Origin of the sequence: Halorhodospira sp. 9621 (genome assembly GCF_022228055.1) — a bacterium.
Lineage (GTDB): Bacteria > Pseudomonadota > Gammaproteobacteria > Nitrococcales > Halorhodospiraceae > Halorhodospira > Halorhodospira halophila_A.
This window is the reverse complement of sequence record NZ_JAJNRD010000001.1, coordinates 111,458-128,556: the sequence shown is the minus strand read 5'-3', so window position 1 is coordinate 128,556 and position 17,099 is coordinate 111,458. Positions and strand designations below refer to the sequence as shown.

Sequence of the window (17,099 nt, the reverse complement as noted above, 5' to 3'; positions counted from 1 at the left end):
CTGTCGGGGGCCGCACGGGTCTCCGGGGCACTGAAAAACGGAGAAGAAGATGACCGCACGGCTCGACGAGAAACTGGAACCGATCTATCAGGATGTTGTTCGCCGCAACCCCGGCGAGAGCGAGTTTCACCAGGCGGTGCACGAGGTGCTCGAGACCCTCGGCCCGGTCATGAGCAAGTACCCGGAGTTCGCGGACCACAAGATCATCCAGCGGATCTGCGAGCCGGAGCGTCAGATCATCTTCCGGGTTCCCTGGCAAGACGACAACGGGGAGATCCACATCAACCGCGCCTTCCGGGTGGAGTTCAACAGCGCCATGGGCCCCTACAAGGGCGGCATGCGCTTCCACCCCTCGGTGTACCTGGGCATCATCAAGTTCCTTGGCTTCGAGCAGGTGTTCAAGAACGCCATCACTGGCATGCCCATCGGCGGCGGCAAGGGGGGTAGCGACTTCGATCCGAAGGGCCGCTCCGACGACGAGATCATGCGGTTCTGCCAGAGCTTGATGACCGAACTCTACCGCTACCTCGGCGAGTACACCGATGTGCCCGCCGGTGACATCGGCGTCGGTCAGCGCGAGGTGGGGTACCTCTTCGGCCAGTACAAGCGGATCACCAACCGCTACGAATCCGGTGTCTTCACCGGCAAGGGGTTGACCTGGGGCGGTAGCCGCGCCCGCAAGGAGGCGACGGGTTACGGCACCGTTTACTTCCTGCAGGAGATGCTCAAGGCCCGTGGAGAGGATCTTGAGGGCAAGACCTGCGTGGTCTCCGGCTCGGGCAACGTGGCTATCTACGCCATGGACAAGATCCGCAAGCTGGGCGGCAAGGTCATCGCCTGCTCCGATTCGAGTGGTATCGTCGTCGACGAAGACGGCATCGACCTCGAGCGCATCAAGCGTATCAAGGAAGTGGAGCGGCGGCGCATTTCCGTCTATGCCGACGAGCGGCCGAAGGCCCGGTACGTCGAGGATGGCAACATCTGGACCGTCCCCTGTGACGTGGCGCTGCCCTGCGCAACGCAGAACGAGATCAGCGGCAAGGACGCGCGGGAGCTTCTGAACAAAGGCTGCACCGCGCTGGCCGAGGGGGCCAACATGCCCTGTACGCCCGAGGCGGTCCGCATGTTCCAGGAGGCCCGGATCGCCTACGGTCCCGGCAAGGCGGCCAACGCCGGCGGCGTGGCCACCAGCGCCCTGGAGATGCAGCAGAACGCCAGCCGCGACTCCTGGACCTTCGAGCACACCGAGGAGCGGTTGCACGAGATCATGGTCGACATCCACCGCAACTGCTACGAAACCGCCGATGAGTTCGGTGTCCCCGGGGACTACGTCACCGGTGCCAACATCACCGGCTTCATCAAGGTCAGCAATGCCATGGTAGCGATGGGGCTGATCTAGGGCTGGTAGGCCAGGAGGCGCTGCTCGACGAGGTCGGCGGCGAGGCGCAGTCTTCCGGGCGGAACGCGGAAGTGCTCGACCGCCGCCGATACGTCGTCGGGGGCGCCCTGGCCGCGGGGCGTCTCGGCAGGCTGTGCCGGGCCGCCGTCGAGCCATTGCGGCCGGTAGGTGCTGCCGGGCCTTCCCGGGAACAGCGCCACGTACGCGATCCCCGATTCGATCAGATCCTGGAAGAAGTGGGACCCGAAGGAGAGATCGGGCACCACCTCCGATCCCATCTCCGCGACCTCGGCGAGGACCGCCACGCGGCTGATGTCCGCGAAGCCGACTGGCACACCCAGCTCTGGGCTGCTGGTCCCCCAACGGCCCGGTCCGATGAGCACGATGGGTGCGCCGGGTTCCTCCTCGGCCAAGCGGCGGGTGAGCACGCCGATGAGTGTGGCCACCTGATGCTTCGCCGCACGACTCAGGGCAGCGTAGCGGCTGCTGTGGACCCGGAGGATGTGCCCCGGGTGCAGATCCAGATTGCTGCCCATGAAGTGGCCCTCACTCTGCATGAACAGTCGCTCTTCGGGGACCGACTCGGGCAGTGGCGCCAACGAGCCCTCGCCACGCGTGGGCAGAGGGCGGCACTGGACCAGATTGAAGGAGGCGGTGCCGGCCTCATCCAGATGCACGGTGAACTCCACGTCCACGGGGTGGCAGTAGGCAGACTCCAGCGTCCGCAGCATGGCTGCGGCCCGGGTGACGAAATCCTCGCTGCGCAGCAGCGGGGTGAAGGTCAACCGCCAGACCGGGTTGCTGTCGCCGAGTTCGCGGGCCCGTTGCGTGGCCGCACGGTCTAGCTCACCGAGCCGCTCCAGCGGGAGGTCCTCGGCCTGGGCAACCAGCTCCCGCAGGGGTAGGGAGGCGAGGCTGTTGGCGTTGACATCGAGGCAGTCGACCTCGTGCTGCGAGAACCGGTAGAGGTCGTCCCGGTCGCGGAAGGGGCGGCGGTGGGGCTGATCGAGGGCGACGACACAGGCGTGGTCCGTGCCGATGCGATCCACCGCCCGTGTGCCGAGGCCCATCACCAGGCGCAGCATGCCCGCCTTTGGGTCGAGCCCCGCGTCCCAAACGAAGGGGTTGCGTGAGACGCCGACCCCGGCGGCATCGGGGAGGTAGAGATGGCGGTGGTAGCGCCCGTTGACCCGCTGCATGAGCAGAGCCATCGGCTCTTCCAGGCGATCGAGCCCCCGTTGCCGACGGTAGACCAGGGCATCCTCGGCCAGCGTGGAGGCGTAAACCCGACGGATGGCCTCCTCAAGCTCGGCGAGTCGCTGCTCCGGGCTGCCCTGGTTAACGCAGAAGATGCTCTCGTACTTGCCGGCGAACGCGTTGCCGAAGCCGTCTTCCAGAAGGCTGCTGGAGCGCACGAGGATCGGGTACTGCCCGAAGTGATCGAGCATGCGCTCGAGCTCCGGGCGGATCTCTGGCGGCATCTCACCCTCGAGCATGGCCCGGTGCAGTTCGCGCCCCTCCTCGAAGTAACCCGCCTCGGTGCGCTGGCGCATTAACCGCGGCCACCATCCGTTGTGCACGATGTAGGCGTAGTAAGCGTCGGAACCCAGGTAGAAGGAGTCGTGGGGTTCGAGCGCCGCCTGCCAGCGTTGTGCGTCCTCGGCCAGCAGGATGTTGCGCGCCAGCAGCATGCCCACCGCTTTGCCGCCGATCAGCCCGCTGCCGATCATCCGCGCGCGCACGGCCAGCAGATCGTCGAGACCGAGGTACTGCCGCGCGAGCCCCAGCAGGCGCGGGTCGTGCCCGATCAACGCCCCGAGCAGCTCCTCGAGGATCGCGCACCTCTGGGGGTCGTCGGCGGGTTGATCCAGGCATTCCCCGGCACTGAGGAACAAGCGATCCCAGTAGTCGAGCAGGCGGCGCTGACGATCCTCCTGGTGCTGGCGCTCCAGCCGGTCCTGCAACCGCGTGGCGTCGCTGCTGTCGGTCACCGGCAAGAACCGCTCGCCGCGCTGGCGATGGGGCAGGAACATGGTCGGTGAGTGCCGCCGCCAGACCTTGACGGGCTGGATATGCACCTCATCGCCGGCCCGGCGCACGTCGATCAGTACCTGGGTGGTCTCGCGGATCCGCGCCAGGGTGCCGTGGGAGTGACTGTGCGGGCACAAGGCGAAGTAGGCGACCGTGTCGAGCTCGAAAAGGTATGGACAGACGACACGGAAGAAGTTGCCCACCATGTAATCGGTGGTCCAGGCCTGGAGGAGATCGGTCAGGCAGTCGCAGACGTAGAAGGCGCCGCGGCCGTAGTCCGTGATCAACTGATAGACGCGGCTGGTGAAGGCCTCGAAGCCGCCGCGGGCATCGATCTCCACCACCCGGACGCCGGAGCCGGGGTTGAGCAGGGGGGCGTGCTGCCCGTAGCGCAGGTAGATGATGGCACGCCCCTGTTCGCGGGCGGTCTCCACAAAAGGCCTGAGGAATGCCCGGTAGTCGTCGAGATCTTCGACACGCCAGACGACGTTGTCCCCCAGGCGCAGGCCATCGAGGATCTCGTCGACGCCGGCAATGCCCGTGGAGACAGCGCGCGGATCTTCCATGGGAACCCCCGTTGTGGTGAGACAGCCGCATTGTGCCAGATTCGCCGGCACCACTATGGGAGTTCTCCGGGGCCATGCATTAGGCTAGGCGTGAAAAAACCGCAGCAGCGCGGGGCTGTCCGCCACCGTACGGAGTCGTCACCCAAGGAGAGCAGCGTACCGATGACCATTGAAGTTCCCACCATCTGCCCCGGCAGCCCGGAGCTGCCCGATCTGAGTCCGGCCCCGGGGACGTTCTACCTGGCCCCGCCGCTGCAGCACACGCGGGATCGGGTCTACGTCCGACTGCGTGACGCCGGGTGGCGGGTGCGGTTCCCGGCGGCCGGGGTCATGGGAGTCGAGGTACCGGGGCAGGCGCTGCCGGTGCTGCTCGCCGCCTTGGAGCCGCTGATGAGCGAACCAGAGATGGCCGCCGGTTCCGCTGTCTTCATGGAGCACGGTGAGGTGTTCGACGCCCGGTCGCTGTTCCAGTCCCGTCCGCTTTCCACCTGGGTGGCTCGCGCCGAGCACGAGTGGCTGCTGGAGGTTATCCGCAGCGAGCGGATCCAGATCCACTATCAGCCCCTCGTTGATGCACGGGATCCGCAGCGGGTGTTCGCCTACGAGTGCCTGATGCGCGGGGTCGGCGGCGACGGGGGGGTGATCGCACCCGGGGCGATGTTCCGGGCGGCGGAGTTGGCTGATCTGGAGTTTCACCTGGATCGACTGGCGCGCGTGGCGGCGATCCGTGATAGCCACCTCCAGGGGATTCAGGCCAACCTTTTTATCAACTTCCGGCCAACGGCCATCTACGACCCGGCCTTCTGCCTGCGCACCACCGTGGGCGCCGTGGAGAAACTTGGCCTGGACCCGCGGCGCATTGTCTTCGAGGTTGTCGAGACCGAAGCGATCTCCGACCACCGTCACCTGCGCCACATCGTGGATCAGTATCGGCAGGGTGGGTTCCGCATCGCCCTGGACGACCTTGGGGCCGGCTACGGCTCCCTGAATCTGCTCAAGGATCTTGAGCCGGACTTCGTGAAGATCGACCGCGAGTTGATCCGGCACGTGCATCGCAACCCGGGGCAGGCGACCATCGTCGAGGCACTGGTCGGCATGGCCCGCAATTTGGGCACCACGACCGTTGCCGAAGGGGTCGAGGAGCGGGATGAGGCCGAGTGGCTGCGCGAAGTCGGTGTCGACCTATTGCAGGGCTTCTATTTTGCGCGGCCGGCTTCTCCGCCTCCTTCGCTATAGGGCGCCCCGCGGGAAGTGCGGGGCCATGGCCTCGATCCCGGCGACCGGCGCGGGCCGGGCGAACAGGAACCCCTGGGCCCAGGGGCAGCCGATGCCGATGAGCGCCTCACGCTGCGCCGGTGTCTCGACCCCCTCGGCGATGATGGTAAAACCGAGATTACGGCCGAGGCCGGCGATCGCCTGGGCGATGGCCAGTGTGCGCTCGTCTTCCGGCAGACCGTCGACGAAGCTGCGGTCAATCTTGAGCCGGTCCACCGGCAGGTCCCGCAGGTAGCTAAGCGCCGAGTAGCCGGTTCCAAAATCGTCGAGCGCCACCGTGACGCCGTGATCGCGCAGTTGTTGCAGTTGCTCGATCACCACCGGATCGGGATCCACCAGCAGGCGCTCGGTGACCTCGATCTCCAAGTGGCGGGCCGGTAGCCGCGTGCGCTCGAGCGTGGCCAGCACGCGCTGGCCGAGATCGGGCGCAGTGAGTTCCGGGGCGGCGAAGTTGACCCCCAGGCGGCCGAAGTTAAAGCCCGCGTCGAGCCAGGCGCGTCCCTGCCGGCAGGCCTGCTCGAGGACCCAGGCGCCCAGCGCGGTCACCAGACCGATGCGTTCGGCCACCGGGATGAACCGCTCCGGGCTGATCCAGCCCTGTACCGGATGGTGCCAGCGGACCAGGGCCTCCAGCCCCACCCAGGCACCGCTACTCAGCTCGATCTGGGGTTGGTAGTGGAGTTCCAACCCGCCCTCGTCGAGGGCCTGGCGCAGCTCGCTGCCCAGCTGAACCCGTTCGCGGGCCTGCTCGGTGAGTTCCTCGCTGAAGAAGCGGTAGTTGATGCCCTCGCGCTTGGCCTGATGCATGGCAGCATTCGCCTGCTGGAAGAGGTCGGCCGCACCGGCTTCCTGTTCGGGATAGACGGCGATGCCGATGCTCGCGGCGATGGGAATGCTCCGGTCGGCGATCTGGAAGGGGGCATCCAACGCCCGGGTCAATCCCTCGGTGATTGTTGCCACCTCGCTAGCGTCCCGGACGCCGAGGAGCAGTACACCGAACTCGTCGCCGCCCAGCCTGGCTACGGTGTCCTCCTCGCGCAGGGTGGCGCGCAGCCGCTCGGCGAGCTGCTGCAAGATGGCATCGCCCACCGCGTGGCCGAGGCTGTAGTTGATCGCCTTGAGATCGTTGAGATCCAGGGAGAGAACGGCGAAACAGCCGGTGTGATGCTGCGTGGTCACCAGGGCCTGATGGAGGCGATCCTGGAACACGAGGCGATTGGGCAGGCCGGTGAGCGGATCTGAGTGCATGATCCGCTCCAGCTGGCTCTGATACTCCTTGAGCCGGGAGATATCGGCGAGCACCGCCATGTAATGGGTCAGCTGCCCGGTACTGTCATAGACCGCGCGGATCGTAACCAGGCTGGCGAAGGTGGTGCCATCCCGGCACCGGTTCCACATCTCCCCGGTCCAGTAGCCGCGCTCGGCCAGGGCCCGGTGGATGGCCTCGTAGAAGCCCTCATCGTGGAAACCGGAGTAGAGCAGCGCCGGGTCCTTGCCAAGGACTTCCTGCTCGGCATACCCGGTGATCTCGGTGAAAGCCGGATTGACCGCGACCACGCGCTGTTCGGCATCGGTGACCAGGATGGCTTCCCGGGCCTCTTCGAAGACGATAGCGGCCTGGCGCAGTTCGGTCTCGATGCGCTTGCGCTCGGTCACGTCGCGCAGGTTGAGCAGGTGGGCTGGCTGGTCCTGCCAGTGGATCTCGCGCACGCGCATCTCGACCGTCCGCAACTCCCCGCCGGGACTGCGCAGCTCGATTTCCTGGGCATCGGGTCCGCCGATGGGCAGGCCGATCACGGCCCCGATCAGGGTTGCGCTGTCGCGCGCGAAGAGCCGTGCCGCACTCGGGTTGGCGTAACGCACGGTACCGTCCGGGGTGACCACCAGCACGCCCTCGGTCATGTTCTCGAACAGTCGGTGGAGTTGCTCCTCGCGCTCGCGCAAGGCCTGGTGGATCCGGGTCTGTTCCCGTTCCGCACGGCTGCGCTCGGTGATGTCCTCCAGGATGTGCACCGAGTGCCGGTAGGTGCCCTCCTCGTCGTGTACGGCGAAGGAGCGCGACAGGAAGGTTTCGCCGGTATCCACGGTGAAGCGTTCTTCCAGCGCCGCGTCCCCGGTCGGATCGTTCTTGCCGTGCCCGGATTGTGCTGCTTGGAGTCCGTGGCGGCAGCCGGGCAGGGGGCCGTCGCGTCGGGGGAAGATCTCGTAGTAGGGGCGCCCAAGCACGTCTTCAGGGTGTAGGCCGACCTGCTCGTAGTAGGCCCGGTTAGCCTCGACGATCCGGTGCTCGGCATCGTGGATAAAGATTGGAACCTCGATGGCATCCAGCGCTGCCAGCCAGGTCTGAACCCCCACGGGGGCGTTGCCCGGACCGGCGGTGGTGAAAGCCCCGGAGCGTTTGCCGGCATCGCCCCTTTGCTGCATCGGTCTCCTCCCGGATCGTCCGGCACACCCCCGGACCGGGCCCGCACAAGGGCGGTTTTCTTCGGGGCAGTTTCGCACAGACTGCAGGGTTATTGGGAAGGACGCGGGCGCTGTGCAGCTTCCATCGTGCCCGAAGGATTCGCGGCCGGTTACAATAAACGGTTTTGACCCGGAGGGAGCGTGGCCCGAAGAGAGCGATACCAGCCGCCCGAGGATCTGGCCCGGGGTGAGAGCGCCTATACCCGCTACCGACCCCTGATTGACGACTGGGAGGCTTTCTGCGGCACCCTTCAGCGGCCACTAACCCCGTGTCTGCGCGCCAATACGACGCGGCTTTCCAGAGATGAGCTGGCCAGCCTTTTGCGGGACGAGGGGTGGGATCCGCAGCCGCTGGGCTGGCAGGGGGATGCTCTACTGGTTGAAGGCGGATTCCGGCCTGGCCACCACTGGGGCGCCATCGCCGGTCTCTACCAGATCCAGGAAGCTGCCTCGCTGTTGCCCGTGCAACTGCTCGATCCGCGACCCGGCGAACGGGTCCTCGATCTCTGTGCCGCCCCGGGGAACAAAACGGTCCAGATTGCAGATGCCCTGTCCAATCGGGGCACCGTGGTCGCGAACGACGCCAGTGCCGGCCGCCTGGGAGCTCTCGGTCAGGCGGTCAAACGGCACGGGCTGTTCAATGTCTCCCAGACCGTTCGCGACGGGCAGGGCATGCCCTGGGCTGCGGGTCGTTTCGACAAGGTCGTTGTCGATGCCCCGTGCAGCTGCGAGGGCACCTTTCGCAAGACCGCGACGGCCGCCGAGCCGACATCACCGACGTTCCGCGAGCGGCTCGTTCAGCGGCAGAAGCGGTTGCTGCTGCGCGGGATGGCGCTGACGCGGCCCGGGGGGACGGTGGTCTATTCGACCTGCACGTTTGCCCCGGAAGAGAACGAGGCGGTGGTCGCTGCCGCGCTCGAGCGAGCCCCGGGCGCGTTCGAGTTGGTACCTGCAAGGGTGTCGGGGCTGCACTTGAGCCCAGGCCTGGAGGCATGGGACGGGGCCCATTACGGCGCCGAGATGGAGTCCTGCGGACGCCTGTGGCCCCACCACAACGACACCGGGGGCTTTTTCGTGGCGGTGTTGCGTCGTGTGGGCAGCGGTGAGCGCGAGAACCCAGCGGATGACCTGCCTGCCGTGCAGGAGGAGCCACGCGCCCGGGTTCTGCTGCAGACCTTCAAGGACGAACTCGGAGTGCCGGAGGATGTGCTGGATGGGCTGACGGCCTTCTTCGAGGGCAGCAAGTACGCCAAGGTGGTCGCCTCCGGCCATGTCGCGGCGGGAGGGGTGCCGGTCGTGCGCAGCGGGATTCCGGCAGTGCGGGCGCAGACCCGGCCGCCCAAGCCCTCCACGGCCGGGGTCATGGCCCTGGGCCATTGTGCCCGGGGGCCCGTGCTGGAGCTGGACCGGGACGAGGTCCACGCCTTTTTCCGCCGCGAGCCGCTGTTCCCCGGGCCGGAGCGTTGCGTCGGCCTGGCCGAGGGAGGACACAGCGTATTGCGCCATCACGGCCATACCGTCGGTATCGGCATGTACCGCGGCGGTGCCGTGGTCAGCCTATTCCCCAAGGCCTGGTCGCGTGCAGCCGGCGGGTCGGGAGGATAGCCGGCGGGTCCCGTTGGCGGGACCCGCCATCGGGTGCCGGGTCCCTACAAGTGGGCCGGGACGCCGGTGATCGGTACGTGCAGAAACAGGGCGAAGACGATGTAGCCGATCAGCCCACCGACGATGGCCCAAGCATCCCCCAATCGTTTCGGTTCGGCCGGGGTCGTGGCCTGACGGCGATCCCGTTCCCGCGCCGAGACGAAGGTCACGCCGGCCCAGGCCAGGAAGGCGCCGAAGAAGACCAGGTCACCGAGGCGCCCGTTGGCCATCAGGTGGGCCAGGGCCCACAGTGCTACCGCCAGCAACATCGGGTGGCCGATGGCGTTGCGAATGCGGTTGGCTGGCCCGTAGGCGGCGAAGAGCAGGATGAAGGCCGGGATCATCACTAGCGCCATCAGGTGCGCGGTCCAGGTGGGGGGCGTCCACACCCAGATGGCATCGACACGGGTCAGCCCGTAGCCGTAAATGGCGATAACCAGCCCCAGTAGCGAGAGCACCGAGTAGGCGGCCTTCCAAGGAATCTCGCCGTAGGCGGCGATCTGGTTGGCCCGCCAATCGTCGGCGACAACCCGGATCGAGTGGGTGCCGAGGAACAGGATCAGGCCCAGCAGCAGGATCAGCATGGTGGAACTCCTTGTGGTGAGGTCGCTACGGTGCCGTCAGATCTGGTTGCGGCGCTCGGCGAGCCAGCCGATGACCAGGAAGGCGCCGATGACCGCGACGCCCAGGTAGCGCGTTTCGATATACAGCAGGGCCTCGGCAAGCAGGGGCGTGATCCAGACCGTGACCAGACCGTAGCCGAAGGCGCACATCAGTACGAACGCACCGACGCGCATCAGCCACGGATAGGGCCGCAGGGGGCGGGCGACGAAGCGGTTGATGCTGCCCCCGTAGACCACCAGCAGCGTCGCTACCAGGGCCAGCGCGATGTCGTGGACATGCCCATGGACCCAGGTGCCGGATCGCCACAGCAACTCGTCGATCAACTCGCTCACCGTCGCCTACCCTACGGTTGTCACAGCAGGACCTTCTCCAGGCTGCCTTTCCGGGCCTGCTCCGTGAAGCGCTCCTGCCAGTCGTGGCCGAGGAGTTCGCGGGCCATCTCGGTGACGATGTAGTCGGTTTCGACGCCCGTGTCCTCGCGATAGCGCGACAGCCCCTGCAGGCACGATGGGCAGGTGGTCAGCATCCGCACGTTGCCGTCTTCGGCGCGCTCGGCCCCGGTCAGCGACTCGACACCTTGGCGGATCTCCTCCTGCTTGCGATGACGCACCTGACTGGAGATATCCGGACGGGAGACGGCAAAGACCCCCGACTCACCACAGCAGCGATCGGAGAGCTGCACGGGCTGGCCCATGAGCTCCGTGGCCACGCTCGTCGGGTTCTGCGTCTTGATCGACGGGTGGCAGGGGTCGTGGTAGAGGTACTGCGTGGCCTCGCTGCCCTCCAGCCGATAGCCCTTCTCGAGCAGGAACTCGTGGATGTCGATCAGGCGGCACCCCGGGAAGATCCGGTTGAACTCGTAGAGTTCCAGTTGGCTGATGCAGGTGCCGCAGGAGACGACCACCGTCTGGATGTCCATGTAGTTCAGGGTGTTGGCCACCCGGTGGAGGAGCACCCGGTTGGCGGTAGTGATCTGCTTGGCACGATCGATGTAGCCGCCGGCGTGTTGCGGGTAGCCACAGCAGAGGTACCCCGGAGGGAGAACGGTCTTCACCCCGGCGTCATGGAGCATGGCCAGGGTGGCCATGCCCACCTGGCTGAACAGTCGCTCCGGGCCGCACCCGGGAAAGTAGAAGACCGCCTCGCTGTTCTCGTCGGTCTTCTGCGGGTCGCGGATGATCGGGATATGGTCCGACTCCTCGGCACCGAGGATCTGACGCATGCCCTGAGGCGGCACGTTGGACGGCATCGGCTTCTCGAGGAAGTGCACCGCCTGGGCGGGGATGCTGGAACGCTCGGTCGTGCTGCCGGGGCGGCGCTTGAGCGGGAAGACGCCGAGTCGCCGCAGGGTCTGCGATACTTGGCGCTGTGCCGCGAAACCGAAGCGCGCCATGCCCAGGCGCAGGGCCTTGATCAGGCGCGGGTCGGTGAGGTTCAGGAAGCCCATGGCCACCCGGGTCTGCAGGCGCGTACGCCGCTGCTTGCGCCGCTGCAGGATATCCCGCAGCCGGATGGTGACGTCACCGAAGTCGATATTCACCGGGCAGGGCTTGAGGCACTTGTGGCAGATGGTGCAGTGATCCGCCACGTCGTTCATGACGTCGAAGTGGCGCAGCGACAGCCCGCGCCGGGTCTGCTCCTCGTAGAGGAAGGCCTCGATGATCAGCCCCGCGGCCAGGATCTTGTTGCGCGGTGAGTAGAGCAGGTTGGCCCGCGGTACGTGGGTGCTGCACACCGGTTTGCACTTGCCGCAGCGCAGGCAGTCCTTGATATCGCGGTTAAGCTCGCCGAGCTCGCTCTCCTCGAGGATCAGCGCCTCTTCCTCGACGAGGAAGAGCGAGGGCGTGTAGGCATTCTCGAGACCGGAACCGGGCATGAGCTTACCCCGGTTGAAACGGCCCTCCGGGTCGACGCGGTCGATGAACTCGGCGAAGCGCTGCACCTGCTCCGGATCCAGGTACTGCATCTTGGTCAGGCCGACGCCGTGCTCGCCGGTGATCACGCCGCCCAGGGACTGCGCAAGCTCCATGATGCGGTCCACAATCCGCTCGGCCTCGCGCATCATGCCGTAGTCGCCGGAGTTCACCGGGATGTTGGTGTGCACGTTGCCGTCACCGGCGTGCATGTGCAGGGCGACGAACAGGCGGCTGCGCAGAACCCGGTCGTGGATCTCGGTGAAGCGGGCACGCACCGGCTGCAAGTCGCGGCCTTTGAAGAACTCCTCCAGCGGTCGCTCGACCTCCCGGCGGTAAGAGATGCGCATGCTGCGCCGCAGGAGCAGATCGATGATCCGGTCCTCCGGGCGGCAGTCGGCGCGGGCCGTCTCATCGAGGAGGTCATCACGCTCGGCGGCGCGGTCGTCGAAGGCCTCCAGGATCCGCTGCCAACGCTCGCGGACGCGGCTCAGGTGCTCACGGGCGGTTGCCTTCTTGTCGGCGAGGATCCGGTCGCCTTCCTCGCTGTCCTCGAAGTCCTTGACCTGACGGACCTCGGGCATGTCGCCGTTCAGGTAGTCGAGCAGCTCGTCGAGCATAGCGAGCTTGTTGCGCATGGACTGCTCGACGTTGATCCGCTCGACGCCCTCGGTGTACTCGGCCAGGCGCTCCAGCGGGATGACGACATCCTCATTGATCTTGAACGCGTTGGTGTGCGAGGCAATGGCGGCTGTCCGGGAACGCTCCGCCCAGAAGCGCCGCCGCGCCTCCGCCGAGACCGCGATGAAGCCTTCGCCGTTGCGCGCATTGGCCAGCCGCACGATGCGCGATGACGCTTCGGCGACGGCGTCGGGGTCGTCGCTGGCCAGATCGGCGAGAAGGATCATCTTGGGGATCTCGCTGCGGTTGGCCTTGGGCGAGTAATCCACCGCCTGGATGTAACGCTCGTCCAGGTGCTCCAGACCGGCCAGCGCCACCTTCTCGTCAGCGAGCAGGTCGTCACGGATCTCCGTGATCGCCGGCACGGCCTCGTGGAGGTCGTGGCCGTAGAACTCGAGGCAGACGGTGCGCTCGTGCTCGGGCATGCGGTGGACGAGCATGCGCGCAGAGGTGATCAGTCCGTCGCAGCCCTCCTTCTGGACGCCGGGGAGGCCGCCGAGGAACTTGTCGGTGACGTCCTTGCCGAGACCCGGCTTGCGGAACGAGGTGCCCGAGAAACTGAGGATCTGCGGCTCGCCCTCCTGGGTGCGCCCGTCCCGGGCGTAGTGCGTGACCCGAAAGCGCACCGTGTCGAGCTCGTCAAGCTTGCCGAGGTTGTGGTCCAGGCGCTCGACCTCAATCCACTTGGCCTCGGAGGTGATCATGCGGAACGAGACGATGTTATCGAGTGTCGTTCCCCAAAGGACGGCCTTTTTGCCACCGGCGTTCATGGAGATGTTGCCGCCGATGGTCGAGGCGTCCTGGGAGGTGGGGTCGACGGCAAAGACGCGACCGTGGGCCTCGGCGCGCTCACTGACCCGGCGGGTGACGGCGCCGGCACCGACATGGATGGTGCTCACCGGTCCGTCGACCCCGGGGAGGTCGACTTCCTCGACGGGAGCGATCGCATCAAGCTTCTCGGTGTTGATGACCGCCGAGTCGCCGTCCAGCGGCACGGCACCGCCGGTGTAGCCGGTGCCGCCACCACGGGGGATGATGGTCAGCCCCTCCTCGATGCAGGTCGCCACCAGCGGGGCGATCTCCGCCTCGGTATCCGGGGTGAGGACGAGGAACGGGATCTCGACGCGCCAGTCCGTGGCGTCGGTGGCGTGGGAAACCCGCGAGAGGCCGTCGAAGCAGATGTTGTCGCTGCGCGTGTGGCGCGCGAGCCGCCGCTTGATGCGCTGTCGGCGTTGACGTTGACGGCGATAGTGCTGCTCGAAATCGCGGACCGCGCGGCGAGCCCGTTCGCCCAGGTCGATGCCTTTCTGGTTGCCATCGGCGCGCGCGAAGATCTGGTCGACGCGGTGGTGCATGGAGCTGACCAGCGCGCGCAGCCGCCTTGGGGTATTGATCAGGTCGTCCTGGATGTAAGGATTACGGGAGACAACCCAGAGATCGCCGAGGACCTCGAAGAGCATGCGGGCTGAGATCCCAGTGCGCCGCTCGCCCCGGAGTTCGTTGAGCAGGTCCCAGGTCTGCTCGCCGAGGAAACGGACCACGATCTCTCGGTCGGAGAAGGACGTATAGTTATAGGGAATCTCTCGGATACGGGTCGGTTCCTGCGTATTTGCGGCCATTCTCAACGGTCAGGGTTGCCATCGAAGCTGAACATGGTATCAGGCTCGGGGCCGCGACTCGACCGAACGCCTTGCCGACGCAAGACAGGAGGGAACGTGAGCGAAGAACTGCAGACCGTTCAGATGCTGGTGCGCCGGCTTAAGGAGGGCGGGCAGCGTGATGCCGTCCGGGCGCTGGATCGGGATGATCTTCACCGCTGGGATTACCAGGCCGTGGCCGAGCTCGCTCAGCAGCTGAGCGCCGGGCTGGTGGAGGCCGGTGTGGACCGCGGCGAACGGGTGGCGCTGTTCGCGCCGAACAGCGCCGAATGGGTGGTTGCCTGTCTGGCGATCCTCGATGCCGGCGCGGTAGTCACGCCGCTGGATACCCAGATGCCGCGTGCGGAGCTCACCCACGCCCTCGCTGACAGCGGTGCGCGGCGGATCTTTACCGGCGGCGAAGCGGCGCGCCGGCTTGAGGGGTTGGAACTCGAGCAGTCGCTGGAGATGATCCGTCTCGACGAACCGGCGGGGAGCGGACGAAGCTGGCGGGACTGGTTGCGCGAAGACGGCCCGGCGGCGCCGGAAATCACCCCGGCGGATCCGGCCACGCTGTTCTACACCTCGGGGACCACCGGGATGCCCAAGGGGGTGCCGCTGACCCACGGCAACATCACCGCCAACCTCAATGCGCTTCTCGGCCAGGAGCTAGCCCAGAGGGACGACCGGATCTTCGTCCCGCTTCCGTACCACCATGTCTACCCCTTTACGCTCGGGCTGATCACCCCCCTGGCGTTGGGTGCGAGCATCGTGCTGCCGTACTCAGTCCTCGGTCCGCAGATCGTGCGCGCGCTGCGCGAGGGGGATGCCACCATCATCCTCGGCGTGCCACGGCTCTACGAGGCCCTTGATGGTGCTATCCGCGGCCGCGTCGCCGAGCGGGGGGCGCGCGCCGAGCGCCTGTTCGAGGGCATGCTCCGGCTGTCCCGGACGGCACGTCACCGGTTGGGCTGGCCCTTGGGTCGGCGCCTGTTCCGTAGCCTGCATCAGCGCATGGCCCCTTCGGTGCGCATGGTTGTCGCCGGAGGTGCCCCGCTGAATCCAGAGATCGGCGAGCGACTGCGGGATCTGGGCTGGGAGGTGGCGACCGGTTACGGCCTCACGGAGACCTCGCCGATCCTGACCTATAACCCGCCGGATCGGCTGCGCCTGAAGGCGGCCGGCCTGCCGCTACCGGGTGTGGAGCTGCGCATCGATCCTGTCGAGGAGGGGGCGCGCACCGGCGAGGTGCTCGCTCGCGGCCAGAATGTCTTCCAGGGGTACTGGCACCTACCTGAAAAGAGTGCCGAGGTGTTCACCCCGGACGGCTTTTACCGCACCGGGGATCTGGGCTGGTTCGACGAGGAGGGGTACCTGCACCTGGAGGGCCGAGCCTCCGAGATGATCGTCCTCGCCGGCGGCGAGAATGTCGACCCAGAGCGGGTCGAGGGCGCGCTCTCCGCTGCCGAGGCCGTCCGCGACGCCGGAGTGCTCGAGCATGAGGGGCGCCTGGCGGCGGTGCTGTTCCCTGACCCGCAGGCCGTCCGGGATCTCGACGACGAGCAGGTACGCCAGCGGCTGAACCAGGCCCTGCACGAAGCGGCTGGGGTCCTGCCGAGCCATCATCAGATCAGCACCTATCGGGTCAGCTCCGATCCGCTACCCAGGACGCGCCTGGGCAAGCTGCGCCGCCACAAGCTGCGAGAGCTGTTCGAAATGCTCGGCGAGGGCGCCAAGGCGGCCGAGACCGGTCCCATGCCCGAGGAGCGGATGGCGGTGGAGGATCAGCAGCTGCTGCAGATCCCCACTGCCCGCCGGGTCTGGGAGGGGCTCGTCCGCCGCTATCCGCGGGTGCGCTTGACCCCGGACAGCAATCTGCGTCTCGACCTCGGGCTCGACTCGCTGGGGTGGGTGGATCTGACCCTGGAGCTACGCGGTAGCGTCGGCGTGGCCTTGGAGGAGGAGGCCTTGGGGCGGATCGAGACCGTCCGCGACCTGCTGCGCGAGGCGGCCGAAGCCGCGGAGATCTCTCCCGATGAGAGCCGCGGGCCGGGCCTGGTGGAACAGCTGCGCGACCCGGAGGCCATGCTCAGCGACCAGCAACTACGCTGGATGCTGCCGCGTACGCGGTTCGAGCGCCTGCTCGGGGCGATCTTCTACGGCATCGACCAGGTTCTGTTCCGGGCCTATGCGCCGGTGCGCGTGGAAGACCTGGAGAACCTGCCGGAGCGCGACCCGGTCTTGCTCGTCCCCAACCATCTGAGCGCCGTGGATCCACCGGCGCTGGGGTCGATCATGCGCTACGCCCGGATCGTGCGCATGCGCTGGGGTGGTTGGACCGGGCTGCTGTTCTCCAACCGTCTGGTGCGGCTGGTCAGCCGGGCCTGCCTGGTGCTGCCCATCGATCCGCACACCGGCCCACGCGGCAGCCTGGCGCTCGGTGCGAAAGCCCTACGGGATGGCTACGGGCTGGTCTGGTTCCCGGAGGGGCGGCGCTCGGCCGATGGCAGCCTGCAGGCGTTTCAGCCGGGCGTGGGTCTTCTGCTCCAGGCGCAGTCGGTACCGGCCATCCCGGTCTGGATCGAGGGAACCGATCGGGTCATGCCCATCGGCACCCGGCTGCTCAGGCCCGGGCGGATCACGATCCGCCTCGGAGAGCCCGTATCAGCGGAGACGCTGGATGCCGAAGGCGAGGGAGAGACGCCCGAGCTGCGCATCGCCGCGGCACTCGAGCAGCGGGTGCGCCGGCTCGGCCAGGCCGAGCCCGGGCAGGCGGAGTAGCGCCCGAAGGAGACAGGGCGGGGGGCCGGGGGGGGGGCGCGGGCCCCCCCGGGGGGGGGGGGGCGGGGGGGGGGGGGGGGGGGGG

The 17,099-nt window shown here is 67.3% G+C and carries 9 protein-coding genes; 4 read left to right on the top strand and 5 right to left on the bottom strand.

The genetic code is table 11. The features are described from left to right. The first annotated feature begins 49 nt into the window (after nt 1-49). A complete protein-coding gene (gene gdhA / locus LRF89_RS00565; RefSeq protein WP_201167339.1) occupies nt 50-1,399 on the top strand; it encodes an NADP-specific glutamate dehydrogenase in 1,350 nt (449 codons plus the stop codon). Here the strand turns inward: gdhA and LRF89_RS00560 are convergent. Further along, complete coding sequence (locus tag LRF89_RS00560; protein WP_238636421.1) at nt 1,396-3,996, bottom strand: PEP/pyruvate-binding domain-containing protein; 2,601 nt, start codon at nt 3,994-3,996, stop codon at nt 1,396-1,398. The genes gdhA and LRF89_RS00560 overlap by 4 nt on opposite strands. A gap of 162 nt (nt 3,997-4,158) precedes the next feature. On the opposite strand from LRF89_RS00560, the gene LRF89_RS00555 reads away from it, so the two are divergent. Further along, entirely contained in the window at nt 4,159-5,232 is a 1,074-nt protein-coding gene (locus LRF89_RS00555; RefSeq protein WP_238636420.1) for an EAL domain-containing protein, read from the top strand. Here the strand turns inward: LRF89_RS00555 and LRF89_RS00550 are convergent. After that, nucleotides 5,227-7,695 (bottom strand): sensor domain-containing protein, encoded by a 2,469-nt coding sequence (locus LRF89_RS00550; RefSeq protein ID WP_238636419.1) that lies wholly within the window; start codon nt 7,693-7,695, stop codon nt 5,227-5,229. The two genes, LRF89_RS00555 and LRF89_RS00550, sit on opposite strands and share 6 nt — an antisense overlap. A 180-nt stretch (nt 7,696-7,875) precedes the next feature. On the opposite strand from LRF89_RS00550, the gene LRF89_RS00545 reads away from it, so the two are divergent. After that, complete coding sequence (locus LRF89_RS00545; RefSeq protein WP_238636418.1) at nt 7,876-9,339, top strand: RsmB/NOP family class I SAM-dependent RNA methyltransferase; 1,464 nt, start codon at nt 7,876-7,878, stop codon at nt 9,337-9,339. 44 nt (nt 9,340-9,383) lie between these two features. On the opposite strand, the gene LRF89_RS00540 is transcribed toward LRF89_RS00545, so the two are convergent. Genes LRF89_RS00540 through LRF89_RS00530 form a run of 3 tightly spaced genes read right to left on the bottom strand, consistent with a single transcriptional unit; the run spans nt 9,384 to nt 14,215 of the window. Then, on the bottom strand, nt 9,384-9,962 hold the full coding sequence (locus LRF89_RS00540; RefSeq protein ID WP_201167324.1) for an NnrU family protein: 579 nt from the start codon (nt 9,960-9,962) through the stop codon (nt 9,384-9,386). Between the two features lie 36 nt (nt 9,963-9,998). Next, nucleotides 9,999-10,334 carry a DUF3392 family protein gene (locus tag LRF89_RS00535; protein WP_201167309.1) on the bottom strand — a complete coding sequence of 112 codons (336 nt, stop codon included), beginning with the start codon at nt 10,332-10,334 and terminating at the stop codon, nt 9,999-10,001. 20 nt (nt 10,335-10,354) lie between these two features. Beyond that, the gene (locus LRF89_RS00530; protein WP_238636417.1) at nt 10,355-14,215 is read right to left on the bottom strand and encodes a DUF3683 domain-containing protein; all 3,861 of its coding nucleotides are present in this window, start codon (nt 14,213-14,215) and stop codon (nt 10,355-10,357) included. Nucleotides 14,216-14,338: 123 nt separating this feature from the next. Here LRF89_RS00530 and LRF89_RS00525 point away from each other — a divergent pair, with 123 nt between their 5' ends. Then, nucleotides 14,339-17,014, top strand: coding sequence for an AMP-binding protein (locus tag LRF89_RS00525; RefSeq protein WP_274522054.1), 2,676 nt, complete (start codon nt 14,339-14,341; stop codon nt 17,012-17,014). The last annotated feature ends 85 nt before the right edge of the window (nt 17,015-17,099 follow it).